We start from the raw sequence: 16,033 nt of genomic DNA, 5'->3' as shown, positions 1-16,033 counted from the left end.
GGCATCACAGTTTCGGCAAACCGGCGATGAACGTGTCGATGGCGTCGCGCGCGGCCTGCATATCGTCGGGATCGTTGACGATGACGGCGAAGGTCAGCGCTCCCCCGCGGGTGCGTGACACGTTGCCGGTCATGGCGGTGACACCGTCGAGACTGCCGGTCTTCACACGCAGCAGACCCGCTTCGGAGGCGTCGTTCAGCCGGTCGGCCGCGGTGCCGACGAATCCTACGATGGACAATCCTTCCGCAGCCGCGGCACCGGTCCCGGCGGTGAGATTACGCTGCTGCACTTCAAGCAACGTGCGCACGGTGACCTTGGATTCCTCCGCAAGGCCGGAGCAGTTCATCATACGCAATCCGTTCGTGGAGATTCCCGCCTGTTCCAGAACGCTCTTGACCGCTCGGGCCGCGCCTGCCGGCGAATTGCCCGTTTTTCTATCGATGGCCAGCAGACGGCCGAATTCCTCGGCCAGGGTGTTGTCGGAATGCCGCAGCATGAATGCCATGATCTCGCTCAGAGAGGCTGATTGCACCTGTGCGATCGGGCTGGTTTCCGCCGGTGCGACGCCCTGTTCGACATCACCCTGCACGGTGATGCCCTGCTCCTCCAAACGTTGCCGGAACGTCTGCACGGCATCCAACGCCGGCTGCATGCTCAAGGCGGGATAGGTGGAGAACACATCGGGATTCTGCGGATTCGCGCCGTCCCATTGCCGCGCGCCGTCCACGGCCATGGATGAGACCGGCGCATAATACAGGTGTTCGGTGTCGAGTTCGGCGATGCCGGACGGCCAACGATCATCGCCGAACAACGAATCGTCATAGCGCAGGGTCACCTCGCTGATGCCACGCTGCTTCAGCGCCCGCGCGGTGTCGCTGGCCAGCGTGCCGAGCCCCGCCCGCCCATTGACGTGCGCGGAATCGCTGTTCCCCGCGCCAAGCAGCATGTCACCGCCGCCGACGAGTACCAGATTCGCGGTACCGTCCTGTTTCTGTTCCACATAAGTCTGCGTGGCGAGGGTGCTGCCCATGTCGAGTGTGGTCGCAACGGCGTATGCGGTCAACGTTTTCATGGTGGAAGCCGGCACCCGTGTCTCGTCGATGCCGCTTTCGGCCACCACCTCGCCCTTGGCGTCGGCGATGGCGATGGAATAGTCGCCGCCGATGCCCTCGGTCGCGGCGAATTCGTCGATAAGCCGCCGTGCGGCGGTGGCATCCACGGCGATCGACGAATCCAGATTCCCGACGACCTTCGAAGCGGACATTACGGTACGGGGCTCCGCGGTTGTGGCACGTTCCACCTCGTTGAGCGTCAGGACGCCCGGCAACACGTCATACAGGTCGCCTGCCACATACCCCAGGCACAATGCCGCGGTGACGGCCACGGAAAGCAATACGGTGACGCGGCGGCGAATCGTCCTCTGCTGGAATGCTCCTGCTCTGCGCGTCACCGACCGCTCCCCCTCAATCCGACAAAGATCCGTCCTTACTGTTGCAGGGATGCGAAGGAGTCCAAAGTGGCGAGGATTCTCGGCATCCGAGCTTCCAACAGCTTACCGCCAAGCCATGTACCAATCGCAAGCGCGGCGATGCCGTTGACCAGCGAAACAGGGGCCAACAGCCAATACAGCTCCCAATTGCCCGTCAATCCCAGCGCCAACGCAACGATGCCGGTGGGCAGCAACAGCAGAATCATGCCGAACATGTGCAGGAAGGGGAACAGCATCTGGGCTCCCACCCTGCCCTGCGGCGACGAGAACGGGCGCGATATGGACGGTACCGGGTACATGAACACGCAGGAGACCACTTCCGCCAAGCCCAGTCCGCAGAATCCCAGACACAGGCTTATGCAGCCGAAGACCAATCCCATGATCAGCCCTTCGGTACTGCGCCAGTCGCCGGTGATCGCATAGACGATGACCATCAGTATCGCGATGTAGGCGATCAGCATGACCATATAGACCCGCACGCGGCCGTGGCGGTCATCCACACCGCGAACGCCGCTGATCACCTCCATGGTGAAGCCCCGGCCGTCATAGGACAGGCCGTTACCTTCAAGCAGCACCAGGAAGAGACCCGCCCAGATGATCGACTGCCATACCATCGCGGTTATGCCGTGCGATTGTATGGTGAACACCACAATGAACAGCAACGGCATGAACATCATCGGCGCCTGTCGCGGATCCCTGCGCAGGTAGGTGAGCAAACGGGCCGAAATCGCGCCGGACGGGGAATCCGGCATCGTGGAGAACAGGCCGATGCCCTTCGAGGAAACGGCATGCGCGGTGGAGCCGGCGATGGTGCGGTCCTTCTTCAGGCACCACAGGCAGCCGAGGTAGCACACCACCCATGTGGCGACGAGTATCAGCAGGCGAAGCGCCGCAAAGCCCCAGGAACCGGCGACCACGTCGAACGGCAGCTGGAACGCCGCACCCAACGGCGTCCACGAGAACACGTCCGCAACCATCATGAACGGCTTGAGGCTGAAATGATCCAGATCCTGGCTGTTCATCGCCATGCCCGGAACCTGGCACAGCAGCACGAACAGCAGGATGGTGATGATGGAAATCGTGCTTTTGCCGCTGCTGGAATTCGTCAACGTGGTCAGCAGCGAGATCACGAGTTTCGACAGCACCATCATGGTGATGATTGCCAATGGGACGGCGACGATGCCCGCCACGATGCCGATGGCACCCGCGGACTGGTAGATCGGCACCAGGCCGAGCATGACGAGTACGCCCCAGATCGTGGCCAGACCGGTCAGACCGGATAGGAACAGGCCGCTGACCAAGGTGTGGTCATCGATTCCGTACAGTTCGAATTTCTGCGGATTCATGGCCGTGCCCTGACCGAAATACATGATCTGCACGATGATCACGATGGCTGTCGTGAAGGCGCCGCACAGCACCATCACCATGCGTAGGATCTGCCAGATCATGCCGTCGGTGCCGCCGATGAGCGGACCGAGCATAAGACCCAACGCCACGGAACCGACGATTGCGCCGGCGCCGAATATCGCGCTGATGATGTAGCTGACGAGCATCATGGTCGATTTGCGCATGGTCGCCCGCATCAGCGCCCAGCGCAATCTCATGATGGTACCGACGGCGTTCACTGCGCACCACCGTCCAGCCACGACAGTCGCGCCGCCGCATGACGGCCGCCGACCAGCTGCAGGAAACGGTCCTCGAGATCTTCGCCGGCCGCGACCTGCTCCACGGTGCCGGCCGCGCAGACCTGACCCTTGTTGATGACGGCCACATGCGTGCACATCTTCTCGACAAGCGCCATGACGTGCGATGAGATGATGACGGTTCCGCCGGTGGAGGCGTATTCGATGAGAATGTCCCTGAGATTCGCGCTGGAGACCGGATCGACCGATTCGAACGGCTCGTCGAGCACCAGGACGCGCGGACTATGGATCATGGCGCTGGCCAGGCAGATTTTCTTGGTCATACCGGCCGAATAGTCGGCGACCATCACGTTCGCGGCACCCGTCAGGTCGAACGCCCCCAGCAGATCGTTGGCACGTTTGACCGATTCGTCGCGTTTCATGCCGCGCAGCATGCCCGCATAGACGAGCAGCTGCAGGCCCGTCAGCCTGTCGAAGATCTGGTCCGGTTGCGGCATCACGCCGATGGAACGCTTCACTGCGTTCAGATCGCGCCATACGTCACGCCCGAGAATCATGGCCGCACCGCCATCCGGCACGAGCAAGCCGGTCACCATGTTGAGCGTGGTCGTCTTGCCGGCGCCGTTCGGTCCGACCAATCCGTAAAAGGAACCCACCGGAATGTCGAGGGACAATCCGTTGACGGCCACCTTCTGCCCAAAACGCTTGAACAGACCGCGAATCGAAACCGCTGCGGAGCCATCTAGGGGAACGGCCGGGGCAAATCCCACAGAAGGGGAAACATTGTCTAAACTCATGCCACCACCCTATCAGCCTCATAACGGCGTGCGCATTATGCCCACGGTGAACGCACTGCGTACATCATGCCATCAGCGAAACGTTGTCGTCCAGCGCATAGCGGAAAGCGCAACGCATGGCGAAGGCGCCCCTTCGGCAGATGGACTTCAGCCCTTGTGTTCGATCGGCTTCCACTCGGCCTTGGAGAACACCGCCTGGAACGAGATCGGCACATAGCTGAACATGTAGATCGGGAAGCTCAGCACATAGGCGAACAGTTCCTTGTTGGTGGCTCCCACATGATCGCGTTCCACGATGATGGTCAACGCCGCCAATCCCATCATGCCGACCACCGACATCACAATGCCGGAAGTCCATCCGGTAAGCGAGTTGAGCTGACTCTGCCAGGTCACGAATCCGCATAGCGCGAACAGCAGGCCGAGCAGAATACGGGCTATGCCGAGCACGGTGAACGGGCACAGCAGCAGCGTGAAATCAACGGCGGAAAAATCACGTTCGCGAATCGCCCGCTTGATCAGGGCCGGGCCATAGTAGCGGAACACCTGCAGGAATCCCTTGCTCCACCGCAGGCGCTGACGCCAGCTTTGCGAGAAGGTGACGGGCTGCTCGTCGTACAGGATCGCGGTGCCGCAATAGCCGATGCGATCGCCGTGCAACACGGAGTCCATGGTGAATTCAAGGTCTTCGGTCAGCAGATGGAACTTCCACCCGTTATTGCGGCGCATGATCTCCTGCGAGAACATGAAGCCGGTGCCGCCGACGTGGCAGCTGTTGCCGAGCCACATGCGCGAGGCGCTCAGGAATCGTGATTCACGGATGAACCACAATGCGGAACCCGAAGACACCCAATTGTCGGACAGGTTCACGGAATTACGGTAGCTGGTCAGGATCTTGAAGCCGGACTGGAACGCCTTGTTCATCTCTTCGAAGTAGTTCCGGTCAAGCTTGTTGTCGGCATCGAATACGAAGAAGGCGTCATACGGGTCGGAAGCACCGGATTCGTTCATCCGGTCGAGCAGGTAGGTCAGCGCGTACCCTTTGCCGATGAGCCGCTGGTCGAACCGTTCGATCACATGGCAGCCCATGCCGCGCGCCACTTCGGCGGTGGCATCGGTGCAGTTGTCGGCCACCAGCCAAATATCGATGAGCTCCTTCGGATAGGTCTGCGTCTGGATGCAGGTGATGAGATTGCCGATGACGTTCTCCTCATTGCGTGCGGAGATCAGCACGGCATACCGCTTGTCCATCGGAGCTTCGGGGAACCTGACCGGCTTGGTGAACAGGGAGATGAGAATGCACACCGCCTGATAGACCATGCCCGCGCCGCCGACGACGATCAGGATTATGTCCAGTACGCTCAGCAGTACCATTTAGCGCCACCTACTTCTCGGATTGTCGTCGGATGCGTCGTCCGCGTCGGCCGTTCCCTTCAACGGCCTGCCGCCTTGGGCGGAAAGCGCGTTCTTCGGGATGGCGACCGTCTGTGAATCGTCAGCCTCATCCGAACCATCTGACGGGCTGATATTGTACGCCTGTTCCTGCAGCTGACGCACCTCGTCCGAAATCGGCACATGTGCGGTGGAACCCTGCACGGCACGCGGTATGTGATGCAGCACACGCTCGCTGATCGCCTCGGCGCCTTCCACCACCTTCGACTTCTTTTCCGGAACCGGATCGTTCATCAGCGGGGAATCGACCAGATCGTACCGTTTGGTGTAGGTACGGAAGATGGTCTGGATGGAAGCGGTGACCGGTAGCGCCAGGAATGCACCGAGCGCGCCGAACAGCGAACCGAAGGCGAGCACGGCGAGGAAGGCGACGGCATCGTTGATGTTCATGGTACGTTGCGAGATCTTCGGCGCGAAGATCAGGTTTTCGATCTGCTGGTAGACGCAGATGAATGCGAGTACGGCGATGCCGTACCAGATGCCACGGTTGCCCCATGCGAACAGCACCGGCAGCGCACCGCCGATATAGGTGCCGAGCATCGGGATGAACTGCGAGGTGACGCCGCAGAACAGCGCCAACGGCAGCCAATACGGCACATGCAGGACCTCAAGGCAGATGGCGGTGAAGGTGGCGTTGAGCAATGCGAGAATCGCGCGGGAAAACAGGAAGGATGAAATCTGCCCCTGGCTGACGGTCCAGACGAACAGGAAGCGGCGCTGTGCGGCCGGCGCCATCCACTGGCAGGCGGCGCGACGCAGTTTCGGGCCTGCTGCGGAGATGTAGTACGTGGTCATCACGATGGTCATGAGGTTCAGCAGGAAGGAGAACAGGCCGGATACCGTGCTCAGGGCCGTGCCGGCGAAATCGGTGACCCAGGAGGTCTGTATGTTCTTGAGGATTTCGCTGCCGAGGCTGTTGATCTCCGGCAGTTCGAAATTCGTGTACTGACTTACGAAGTCGCAGATCTGCTTGTACAGGTCGGGCAGGCCGTTGATCATGGCGATCACCTGCTGCACGAACATGTTGCCGAACAGACCGAACAGCGTACATAGGATCACCGCCAGCAGCACCAGCGCGAACAGCGACGCGAAGGCGCGTTTCCAGCCATGCTTGACCAGCGGCACCACCACCGGTTCCACTGCGAGCGCAAGGAACAGCGATACCACGATGTCCATGACCAGATACGCGATCTGCCCCCAGGAGCGCCAGCAGAAGCTGAACACTACGATGGCGATGGCGATGTACAGCAGGGCGCGTCCTAGCCATTCCGGTGGTCTTCTGGAATCGCCCTTCGCAGGGAACAGGGTGCCCAGATCCCAGCGTTGCCCGTCATCCGCCATGGTTGTCGCCGTATTCGTGGTGTCTTCGGCAGCCATCGTATCGTCCGTCGTTTCATTCATGTGCCGTACGCGTTCGCTCATGGCTCCTTATTGTAGCGACAGGCACCGTGTACGGACTGGCACATATTCTTGTAGGCATGCTGAACGTTTCAATTATCATCCCTGCATGGAATGAAGCGGAGCGTATCAACGATTGCCTGCTCAACGCCACTAGGCAGACCGTGATGCCGCATGAGGTGATTGTCGTCGATAACCGCTCCACCGATTCGACCGTCGCCGTGGTCGAGCAGTTCATGAAGGATCATCCCGAGGCTCCGGTGCGCCTGTTGCATCAGGATGAGGAGCAGGGGCTGATTCCCACGCGTGATTATGGCCTGAACCATGCTACGGGTGATGTGCTGGGCCGTTTCGATGCCGACTGCATGATCCGCCCGGATTGGGTCGAGGTGGTCGCCGGCATCTTCACCGAGGATCCGGAGGCCATGGGCGCCACCGGTCCGGTGATGTACTACGATATGCCGAGTCGTCATTTCGGGCTTCGCAGTGACAATTCCACCCGTAAGCGCATTTACAAGGCCGATGATGGTCAGCCGTTGCTGTTTGGTTCGAATATGGCGTTGCGTGCGTCCGCATGGCATGCGATTGCCGGTGAGGTGTGCCGTGACAAGTCCGATGTGATGCATGAGGATATCGATATTTCGTTGCATCTGCTTGGCAAGGATATGAAGACGGTGTATTGCCCGCGCATGATCGCCGGCATCAGCGCGCGCCGCATGGACACCTCCCCCACGTCGTTCCTGAACTATATGCGCCGGTTCAAGAACACGTTCAATGCGCATCCGCAGCATTCGCGCAAGCATAAGCCGGAGATTCTCATCACTGCGCTCTATCCGGTGATGCATATGCTGTATCCGGTGTGGCAGAAGGTGCTTGACACGGCGGATATCAATCCGGCCGAGGCCGCATGGATCAACGAGCAGATGGAGTTGGCCGAGCAGGAGGGCCGCGAGCTATATGATGACACTCCCACCGATGAGGAGTGGAGCGAAAAGCACGAGTAAGCCGTCATCCCCCTACGGCCCCACAATCCCGGCGTGAATGCATGCATTCCGACCGTCCAAAGGAATCGTGGCGCGTATCCCGTGAAGGCACACCCGAATTTTTTCCGAGGTGGATTCATGGGATACGCGCCACGATTGATTATCGACGTCGAATCCTCACGATTCGTGCCATGATCGGCTCATATCGTGAGGATCGGGCTCACATCAGGCTCTTGTAGATGGCGAGGATGTCTTCCTGCGTGGCCTGGCGCGGATTGCCCGGCGTGCACACGTCGTGGAAGGCGTCGTTGGCGAGCGCGTCCAGATCGGCCTCGGTGGCGCCGACCTCGGAGATGGTGGTCGGGTTCTTCAGGTCGACGGTGAGCTGGTGTACGGCCTGCACGGCCTCTTCGCGCACCTTGTCGAGATCGCCGGTGTAGGCGTCTTCGACTCCGAACGCATCGGCGATGTCACGGTACTTCTCTCCGGTGAAGTCCTTGTTGTATTCCATGACCGGAGCCAACAGAATGCCGTTGGCCACGCCGTGTGCCACGCCGAGGCGGCCACCCAGCGGGTGGGCCATGCCGTGCACCAGGCCAAGGCCGACGTTGGAATAGGCCATGCCGGTGATATAGGAGGCGTAGGCCATCTGTTCGCCAGCCGGAATGTCGCCGTCGGCGCTCTTGGCGAGGTTCTTGGCGATCATGCGGATGGTCTGCATCGACAGGCAGTCGGACAGGCTCCACGCACCCGGGGTGATGTATCCCTCGATGGCGTGGGTCAGGGCGTCGAGGCCGGTAGCGACCTTGAGTCCGCGCGGCATGGAATCGGTCAGATCCGGGTCCACGAAGGCGACGATCGGGATGTCATGCGGGTCGACGGCCACGAACTTGCGCTTGTTGGCCGTGTCGGTGACCACATAGTTGATGGTGGTTTCGGACGCGGTGCCGGCGGTGGTCGGCACGCCGAAGATCGGTACGGACGGGTTCTTGGTGTCTGCTACGCCCTCAAGCGAGAGCACGTCGGAGAACTCCGGATTGGCGGTGATGATGCCGATGCCCTTGCAGGTGTCCTGCGGGGAGCCACCGCCCAGGCCGATCAGAAAGTCGGCGCCGGATGCGGCGAACTTGGCTACGCCGTCCTGAATGCATTCGACCGGCGGGTTCGGCTTGACGTTGCTGAACACCTCATACGGCATGCCTGCCTCGTCGAGCACGTCCGTGACCTTCTTGGCGGTACCGGTTTCAAGCAGTACCGGATCGGTGACGATGAATGCCTTGGTGAAGCCATGGGACTTGGCGACGCCCGGGATCTCCTTGATGGCGCCACGGCCGAAGTATGCGGTCTGGTTGAAAATCATGCGATAGACCATAGGTGCTCTCCTTTAAGCAAAGGTACTGTGTTCGGGGGCTACAGCCATCGTCGCTGCAGCCCGACGAGAATCATCATAAACCCCGTTAAGGGGATTTCCGAAACAACGACACCAAATTTTCCGTGAACGTTCCCAAAAAAGTTTCGGTACGTTACCTGCATGATCTTTGCATGCGGTCTCACCTTCCGCTTGTCTATCAGAGCGAATCGGAATCGTCGGTAGGCAGGGCTCCCGCATCCTGCGCATTCACCTCGTAGATGAGGTCGGCGAGACGCTTCTGCAATTCCGACAGTTGCTGCGTCAGTTCCTTGATTTGACTGCATTGCACCAGAATGATCCTGTCACGCACGTCGGGTGCCGCATCGGGATTCATCTGCTGTGCTTCCGCCATCAACTGCTCATCCTGCTTCCACCGTGCGATGCAACGTTCGATGCGTTTCCGCCCGACGACATCCGGGTCGAGGCCTACGCTGCGAAAAATCGCGGTCGGCCCGTCGCCCCGCAGATATCTGGCCATGCAGTACAACTGGAATGCACGCGCATAGGTGATCCGGTTCTTCGCGACCTTTTTGACTGCGGGAACGGACCGTAGATATTCGACTTCTTTTCTGGTGAAATCCTTGCTCATCGTGCCTCCTTAACGATGTTTCGCACTCGCCTGCCGGCCGGAACGTTGGATGCGGACATAGATACGGGTTGCATGACGCATGCGCCGCCATACGCCGTGACGCAACCGACCGACCAGCCAGACCAGCAGCCAGCCGACCGTGAGTATGCCTGCGCATGACCAGATGCCGATGGTCCGCCAATCATGCAGGTCGGTCGGGTCGGGTGCCGGTTCGGGAATGTCCACCCTGTGCCCGGACACGAGCAGCCTGTGCGTGTTCACGCCATACGGGGTGCACGTCATCAGCGTGATCCGATCCTGCCCGTCGACCACGCGCAGCTTCGACGTGTCATCCGGTTTGATGACGCTGATGTCGTCCACTTGGTAGGCCAAGGTCTCGCCCATGACCTTCAGGTAGATGAAATCGCCCTTCACCATCTCGTCGAGCCGCGTGAACATGGGCGATCTGACCAGTCCGCGATGGCCGGTGATGACGGTGTGCGTGCTCGTCCCGCCCACGGGAAGGCTGGTGCCGTACAAATGCCCGACGCCCATGGCGAGCTGGTCTTCTCCCGTACCGTGGTAGATAGGCAGATCGACGTCTATCTTCGGGATCTCGACCGCTCCCATGACCCCGTTGCCGGTATCCAGAAGACTTTGGTATTCGGCGTCCTTGGATGCCTTGGAGTCGGATTGGCTGGAAGCCTGGCTGCTGCCGTTGGCGATGTCGAATGGATCGACCGCCTCGCCCAGGACCGGCTGACCGCTGGCCGCCAGCTTGGCGTTGTATTCCGTGGCGGCACGCAGTTGGTCGCGCGCTTGGGGGAAGGGCCATCCGTCGACCTTTTCGCTCACCTGCTCGCTTTGCGAAGCCAGTTCACGGCTTGACTTCCACTGCAGGGCCAACGGGTACGCGCCGAGCAGCAGACCGCCGCCGATCAGCAATACCGTGAGCACGGCAAGTACCTGCGATATGCGTCGTAATGTGCGTCGTTCGCGCATCACGTCCGACACGTCCAACGCCTCGTCGAACGACAACGTGTCGTACCGTCGCACCGGCTCCTGCTGTGCCATGGGTTTCCTTTCCGACGCATGCCGCCATTCGCGGCCCTTGGGAATCGGGAACGCCGTCCCACCGGCCTGGATGGGCCGTGTGGGGCGGCGTTACGGTCATGATCGACGTGGGGGTTTCAGGCCCCGATCATGCCAGACGGCTGGCGATGCCGCGGCGCTTCATGCCGACCGCGAGACCGGCACCGATGACCAGGGCGGCCATCACACCGAAGATCGCGATGCCTGCGGCACCGGTGAGCGGCAGCTGGGTGATGGACTTCAGGTTCTTCACCTTCGCGCCACCATCCTTGGCGGTGCCGTCCTCATTGAGGTTGGTCAGCAGGTTGAAGCCGGTATTGCCGTTCACGAACTTGATCTCGTGTCCGGTGCCCCGAACGTTACCGTCCTCGTCCTTGTTGGTGGAGGTGATGACCACCTGGAACTTGGCCTTGGTGGTGGACAGGTAGCCGGCCGGAGCGTCGGTTTCCACAACGTCGTAGGTACCTTCGGCGAGACCCTTGAACTCGAAGACGCCGTCGGTTCCGGTGAACTTGTCGGCATCCACCGGATCAGCGCCCTTGGTGCCGTTCTCCCACAGACCGGTGGTCGTGTTGAACCTGAAGTACTGGTCGCCCTGCTTGATGACGAACTTGGCGCCATCGAGGCTGGTCTGGCCGTCGGCCTTCACCTTGAGGAAGCCGAAGTCATAGGTGTACACCTTGACTTCCGGGCCGGGCACGTGGTGCTCGGTGTTGTCGTCCGGGTTGTGGGTGTAGTCGAGGGTGACCTTGTTCGGGTTCGCACCATTCACGGCATGGACCGCGTCCTTGTTCAGAATGGCGGTGTATACGACGGTGATGGTGTCTTCGGCCTTGGCATCGACTTTGCTGTCAACCGCGTTCTGGCCAGCCGCATACACGGCGTTGGACAGGTCGAACTTCAGGGAGGTCGCCTTTCTTTCGGTGTCGGTCGTATCATACTTCTGGTTGGCGGTGGTGGTCAGCTGGTACTGGTCGGCGGTGGCGGTGGCACCGTCATCGGCCTCGGTCAGCGTCTTTTTACCGATGGTTACGGAGGTGACTTGCTGGAAGGTCAGGCCCTTGCTCATGGTATCGCCGATGGAGAAGCGGTACGGCTTCTCATCGGTGTTCAGGTAGCCGACGGTCAGCGGAACCCGGCTGGTGAGCTTGAAGGTCACGGTGTCGCCGACGCGTTCGGTCGTGCCGACCCACTCTTTGTTGTTCTTGACGATGACCTTGTCGATGTAGGTGGTCTGGTTCTTGACGTTGACCACGCCCAGCGTCTGGCCTTCGAAGTCCTTGCCGCTCACCTTGGTGCCCACAAGCATCGGGATGGAATCAGTCTGCGTATGGTCAACGTTCTCAGCGTTGCTGACGGTGGTGTCGACCACCACGTACAGGCCTTCTTCAAGTCCACTGATGGTGAGGGTGTCGCTGTCGGTGCCGGCGGTGTATGCCGTGGCAGTCGCCAGCACGGCCTGGAAATCCGCCTGCCTGACCAGCGAGCTCACGAAGTTGCGCAGATTGCCGCTCCACGGCTTGTTGGGGCTGCTGGTGAAGTAGCCGCTTTCCGACGCGACATAGCCGACCGGATTGTCTTGGTAATCGCCGGTATTCCAAGTGGTTCCCTCGGCCACTGCCGCATTCAGAGCGGTCGTCGCACCGGTTGCGACTGCGGCTTCGGTGTTCACCGTAAGGCTTTCGACATAGGTGACGCCATCATCCTTCTCGACGAAGGATGCATGGTCATACGAGCCAATCCTCACGGCCTTGTAGGTGTGGCCCTTCACCGCGCCGGTCTCACCGTTGAGAGTGATGGTCGCAGGTTCGACTTCGCCGGCCATTGCACTGCCGGCGCCGAACGCCATACCCGACAGGAGCGTGGCCGCTGCGGCCACTCCTGCCAAAAGTTTCCTGAATGTCATGGTTTCGCTTCCTTCTTTCTTCAATTTATGTTGTTTTTGGGTAAGTTCAGCCCCGCCCCGCCGCTGGCTGCGGCGGAAGCGAAGGGAAAACGATTTGGATGAATGGGGTCAGCCCTGCCGTGCCATACGTCGACGGGCCACGTGTAGGCCAAGACCGACCGCCAGACCGGCGCCGACCGTTCCCAGCACGTATGGCAGGAACATGCGCGGCGTCTGGCTACCGGTGCCGGTGAACGGCAGACTGCTGACGGTGACCGGCGTATTCGTGATGATGTTGCCCGTCACCGGATCGGTGCCGTTCTTGATCTGAATCTCGGCAGGGGCGGTATGGTCCTTGTCGATGACGAACGTGTAGATCGTCTCAGACCTGTAGAATCCGGCCGGAGCCTTGGTTTCGACAAGCTCGTACGTGCCCCAGTCAAGATCCTTCAGCTGGAACTTGCCCGCCTCCTTGGCCTGATCCTTCGATGCTGCGGAGCATCCCGTATCTCTGCTGCAGTCGGTCACAGTAATGACCGTACGCTCTTCGGTAGCGATATCGCGGTTCCAGTCCTTGGTTTGGGTAAGGGACCATTCGGAACCCTTCAGTCGGGCGTCATCCCCTTTCCCTTCCTTGGTGGAGTCGGTCTTGTACCAGATGACACTGCCCTTCGTATGGTCGTTCGGCACCTTGTTCTCAGTGACCTCAGTGACGCCATCCGCCTTGTAAAGCTTGGCGTTCATGCGGTCATCGTTCTCTTTGATGGTGAAGGTGTAGTACACCGTTGCGCCATCGGGCAGGTCGTAGCCGTCCGGAGCCTTGGTCTCGACAAGCCTGTACGTGCCGAGTGGCAGATATGTCAGCCTGAACGTTCCTTCACCCGAATCCACGTCGTGGTACGGATTGTCCAACGAGGAGGAACACTGGTCGGTGCAGTCAGTAATGTTGTCAGCGCCTTGAATATCGTTGCCGTTGGCATCCTGCAGTTTCCACTTGCTGCCCGCCAACACCGTCAGCTGGTCCGTGGAATCCACTTTGCCCCAACTGACCGCGCCGTAAGGCTTGTTGGCAATCGCATTGCCGTTCACAGCACCGGTGTCCTTACCGTCATCCTCGTAGACAGAAATGGTCACCTGAGTGTCCGCAATGATGGTGAACGTGTAGGTCTTGCCTGACTGCTCATACCAATCCGGAGCCTGATATTCCTTCATGAGGTATGTTCCGACTCGTAGGCCTTTGACTCTGAATTGACCGTTGGCGTTGTTCTTGTCAAGAATGCCGTTGTCGGACACAATCGTCACATACTTTCCTTTGAACGCAGCATAGTAACTGTCAGTGGTGTCCGTGGGAACAAAGCACCACACGCCTTCACTCGGAGTGAGCGAGCCGGAATCATCAGCAGAGCAATTCGCCACATTACCGAAATCTAGGTTGTGAGGGCCGGAACCCGCATTGGCGGCCAGCACCCACTTGGAGCCGGCAAGATTCTTGCTGGTACCCACACTGCTGACCTTGCTCCAGTTGACGTCATACACCTTGACGAAGTCCACTACGCCGTTGGAGCCGAACGCGCCACCGGACAGTCGAGCCGTGTTTTTCGTGAAGGTTATGAACGCCTGGTGGATGGCATTCTGTTGTGCATGCATACTCGCAGTGACCTTCAAACCATATCCGAAGTCATTGGAACCGCCAGGGTCAAGCTTAGTATCCGACGTATATCCGACGCCGCCATCCGGACGAGACATAGCGTTGACGCTCAATGCGTCAGCAGTGTAGAGATAGCCATTGGCTTTGGATGTCGGCTGCCCATCGTCGTGCCAGGTTATGATATCTCCGGTGAACCATTCGACCGACAGCTGGAAGTAATTCGTTTGGCCGCTCTTGCTCGGGTACATGATGGAGAAATCATCACCGGCACCTGTTGTTCCATACTGGTAAGAATTCGGATTATCATAGTTCTTACCACTTTTATCATTGGCAACCAAGACGCCGGTTTCGGTACGGTCGTACTTGACGTTCGCCTCATTCGCGAACAGCGCCATACCGCCGTGTTCGCTGGTAAGGCCCTTACCGGACGGGCACAGCCACAAACCACCGCCGAAGTGGCCGGCATGATTCTCATATGCGGCCGCATTGGTCACGTAGCTGGTCGAATCCTCTTCAGTGTATACGGCACCGCCCAATCGGTTGGACCAATTGTTCATGAACGTACCCTGTTGGAATACGGCGCTGCAGTCCCACGCCATGAAGATGGCACCACCGTCCTGCATGGAACGATTGGAGTCGAACGTACCGCCGTTGATGACCATGCTGCCGTTGTATGACTTACCCTTCGTACCATCACCGAAGTAGATGGCACCGCCGCCGGTCGCATACAGTTCGGTGTTGTTGTCCATCTGCCAATTGTCTTGGAACGTACCGCCGTTGACCACCAAACGTCCGGCAGCCCAGATTGCGCCGCCACCAATGGGTCGCTTGCCGGATTTTTTGTAATGCTTCGCGTAACTTTTGTTAGCACTGAATAAACCGTCATTGACGATAAGGGTACCGTCGCTCCAAATCGCACCGCCACCGTGGAAATCAAGGTTATTCTCATCGTTTCGTTCACTATTCGGACCGGCGGAGGAGTTCTGATAGAACGTTCCACCGTTGATGGTTACGCTTCCGGACGAACGCACAACCGCACCGCCCGACCTAGTGACACCGATGGTCGTGCTGCCTGAAGCGGCACTCGCATAGTTGTTTTTGAAATCACCATCATTGATGGTCAGATTGCCGTTTTTGAATACGTAGGCGATATTGCCGTCACCGGTCGTGTTGCTGATGCTTCCGTTCTTGTTGTACGTACCACCGTTGATGGTCACAGTTCCCTTGTCACTAGCGGAACCGACCTGAACCAGACGTCCATTGCTGTGGTTGCTGAAACTGAGCTTGTTGGTATCCTCCGTGCCACCGCCAAAGGTGAGGCTTGAATCACCAATGACATTGAACAAGGAGAAGTCGCTGGCCGATGCGTAGTTCAGCTCGCAGGCTGTGCCGCATGCGCTGGCATCGGAGACCAGTGTGATCTTCTTACCTTGGTTCAAGGTGATCTGCCCAGTGAAGGCGATATTGCCAGTAATGGCGATCACTGCACTCTGGCTCCCGTTGATGGCGTTGACCAGTTGGCCATAGTTAGCCGCATACGCCGTAGGAGTCACCGATGCGGCAGATGCATCGTCGTCGGCCTTGGCGACGTGCACCGATGGCGGGATAAGGCTCGCCACTATCAGAGCGACTACGGCCAACAGGGAGGCGACAAACCTATACCCCCCCCC

Annotated in this window: 11 protein-coding genes; 1 reads left to right on the top strand and 10 read right to left on the bottom strand. The window is 59.5% G+C overall.

Features of this window, described 5'->3' with window-relative positions:
- Nucleotides 1-4 precede the first annotated feature (4 nt).
- From dacB to BBDE_RS02650, 5 genes are all read right to left on the bottom strand, one after another.
- The gene (gene dacB / locus BBDE_RS02670) at nucleotides 5-1,450 is read right to left on the bottom strand and encodes a D-alanyl-D-alanine carboxypeptidase/D-alanyl-D-alanine endopeptidase (protein WP_012901906.1); all 1,446 of its coding nucleotides are present in this window, start codon (nucleotides 1,448-1,450) and stop codon (nucleotides 5-7) included.
- Between the two features lie 35 nt (nucleotides 1,451-1,485).
- Nucleotides 1,486-3,114, bottom strand: coding sequence for a hypothetical protein (locus BBDE_RS02665; protein WP_003837189.1), 1,629 nt, complete (start codon nucleotides 3,112-3,114; stop codon nucleotides 1,486-1,488).
- A complete protein-coding gene (locus tag BBDE_RS02660) occupies nucleotides 3,111-3,929 on the bottom strand; it encodes an ABC transporter ATP-binding protein (RefSeq protein ID WP_003837190.1) in 819 nt (272 codons plus the stop codon). Before BBDE_RS02660 ends, BBDE_RS02665 begins: the two co-directional genes overlap by 4 nt.
- A gap of 147 nt (nucleotides 3,930-4,076) precedes the next feature.
- Complete coding sequence (locus tag BBDE_RS02655) at nucleotides 4,077-5,300, bottom strand: glycosyltransferase family 2 protein (RefSeq protein WP_003837192.1); 1,224 nt, start codon at nucleotides 5,298-5,300, stop codon at nucleotides 4,077-4,079.
- Nucleotides 5,301-6,800, bottom strand: a complete 1,500-nt coding sequence (locus BBDE_RS02650; protein WP_012901905.1) for an AI-2E family transporter — start codon at nucleotides 6,798-6,800, stop codon at nucleotides 5,301-5,303.
- A 56-nt stretch (nucleotides 6,801-6,856) separates the two neighbouring features.
- Here BBDE_RS02650 and BBDE_RS02645 point away from each other — a divergent pair, with 56 nt between their 5' ends.
- Complete coding sequence (locus tag BBDE_RS02645) at nucleotides 6,857-7,780, top strand: glycosyltransferase (protein ID WP_003837196.1); 924 nt, start codon at nucleotides 6,857-6,859, stop codon at nucleotides 7,778-7,780.
- A 199-nt stretch (nucleotides 7,781-7,979) separates the two neighbouring features.
- On the opposite strand, the gene fucO is transcribed toward BBDE_RS02645, so the two are convergent.
- From fucO to BBDE_RS02620, 5 genes are all read right to left on the bottom strand, one after another.
- Nucleotides 7,980-9,131, bottom strand: coding sequence for a lactaldehyde reductase (fucO, locus tag BBDE_RS02640; RefSeq protein WP_003837200.1), 1,152 nt, complete (start codon nucleotides 9,129-9,131; stop codon nucleotides 7,980-7,982).
- 196 nt (nucleotides 9,132-9,327) lie between these two features.
- Nucleotides 9,328-9,759, bottom strand: coding sequence for an HTH domain-containing protein (locus tag BBDE_RS02635; protein ID WP_003837202.1), 432 nt, complete (start codon nucleotides 9,757-9,759; stop codon nucleotides 9,328-9,330).
- A 9-nt stretch (nucleotides 9,760-9,768) separates the two neighbouring features.
- Nucleotides 9,769-10,812, bottom strand: a complete 1,044-nt coding sequence (locus BBDE_RS02630) for a class C sortase (protein ID WP_003837205.1) — start codon at nucleotides 10,810-10,812, stop codon at nucleotides 9,769-9,771.
- Between the two features lie 127 nt (nucleotides 10,813-10,939).
- Complete coding sequence (locus BBDE_RS02625; protein ID WP_003837207.1) at nucleotides 10,940-12,736, bottom strand: isopeptide-forming domain-containing fimbrial protein; 1,797 nt, start codon at nucleotides 12,734-12,736, stop codon at nucleotides 10,940-10,942.
- A 108-nt stretch (nucleotides 12,737-12,844) separates the two neighbouring features.
- Entirely contained in the window at nucleotides 12,845-16,003 is a 3,159-nt protein-coding gene (locus tag BBDE_RS02620) for a SpaA isopeptide-forming pilin-related protein (protein WP_126622055.1), read from the bottom strand.
- Nucleotides 16,004-16,033: the final 30 nt, after the last annotated feature.

The sequence above is a fragment of the Bifidobacterium dentium JCM 1195 = DSM 20436 genome (assembly GCF_001042595.1).
GTDB classification, from domain to species: domain Bacteria; phylum Actinomycetota; class Actinomycetes; order Actinomycetales; family Bifidobacteriaceae; genus Bifidobacterium; species Bifidobacterium dentium.
This window is presented reverse-complemented; position numbering and strand designations above follow the sequence as displayed.

Coding starts and splice junctions, on each gene's coding strand:
- BBDE_RS02635 (WP_003837202.1), bottom strand. CDS start 9,759: ATGAGCAAGGATTTCACCAGAAAAGAAGTCGAATATCTACGGTCCGTT.
- BBDE_RS02660 (WP_003837190.1), bottom strand. CDS start 3,929: ATGAGTTTAGACAATGTTTCCCCTTCTGTGGGATTTGCCCCGGCCGTT.
- BBDE_RS02630 (WP_003837205.1), bottom strand. CDS start 10,812: ATGGCACAGCAGGAGCCGGTGCGACGGTACGACACGTTGTCGTTCGAC.
- BBDE_RS02645 (WP_003837196.1), top strand. CDS start 6,857: ATGCTGAACGTTTCAATTATCATCCCTGCATGGAATGAAGCGGAGCGT.
- BBDE_RS02650 (WP_012901905.1), bottom strand. CDS start 6,800: ATGAGCGAACGCGTACGGCACATGAATGAAACGACGGACGATACGATG.
- BBDE_RS02625 (WP_003837207.1), bottom strand. CDS start 12,736: ATGACATTCAGGAAACTTTTGGCAGGAGTGGCCGCAGCGGCCACGCTC.
- fucO (WP_003837200.1), bottom strand. CDS start 9,131: ATGGTCTATCGCATGATTTTCAACCAGACCGCATACTTCGGCCGTGGC.
- BBDE_RS02655 (WP_003837192.1), bottom strand. CDS start 5,300: ATGGTACTGCTGAGCGTACTGGACATAATCCTGATCGTCGTCGGCGGC.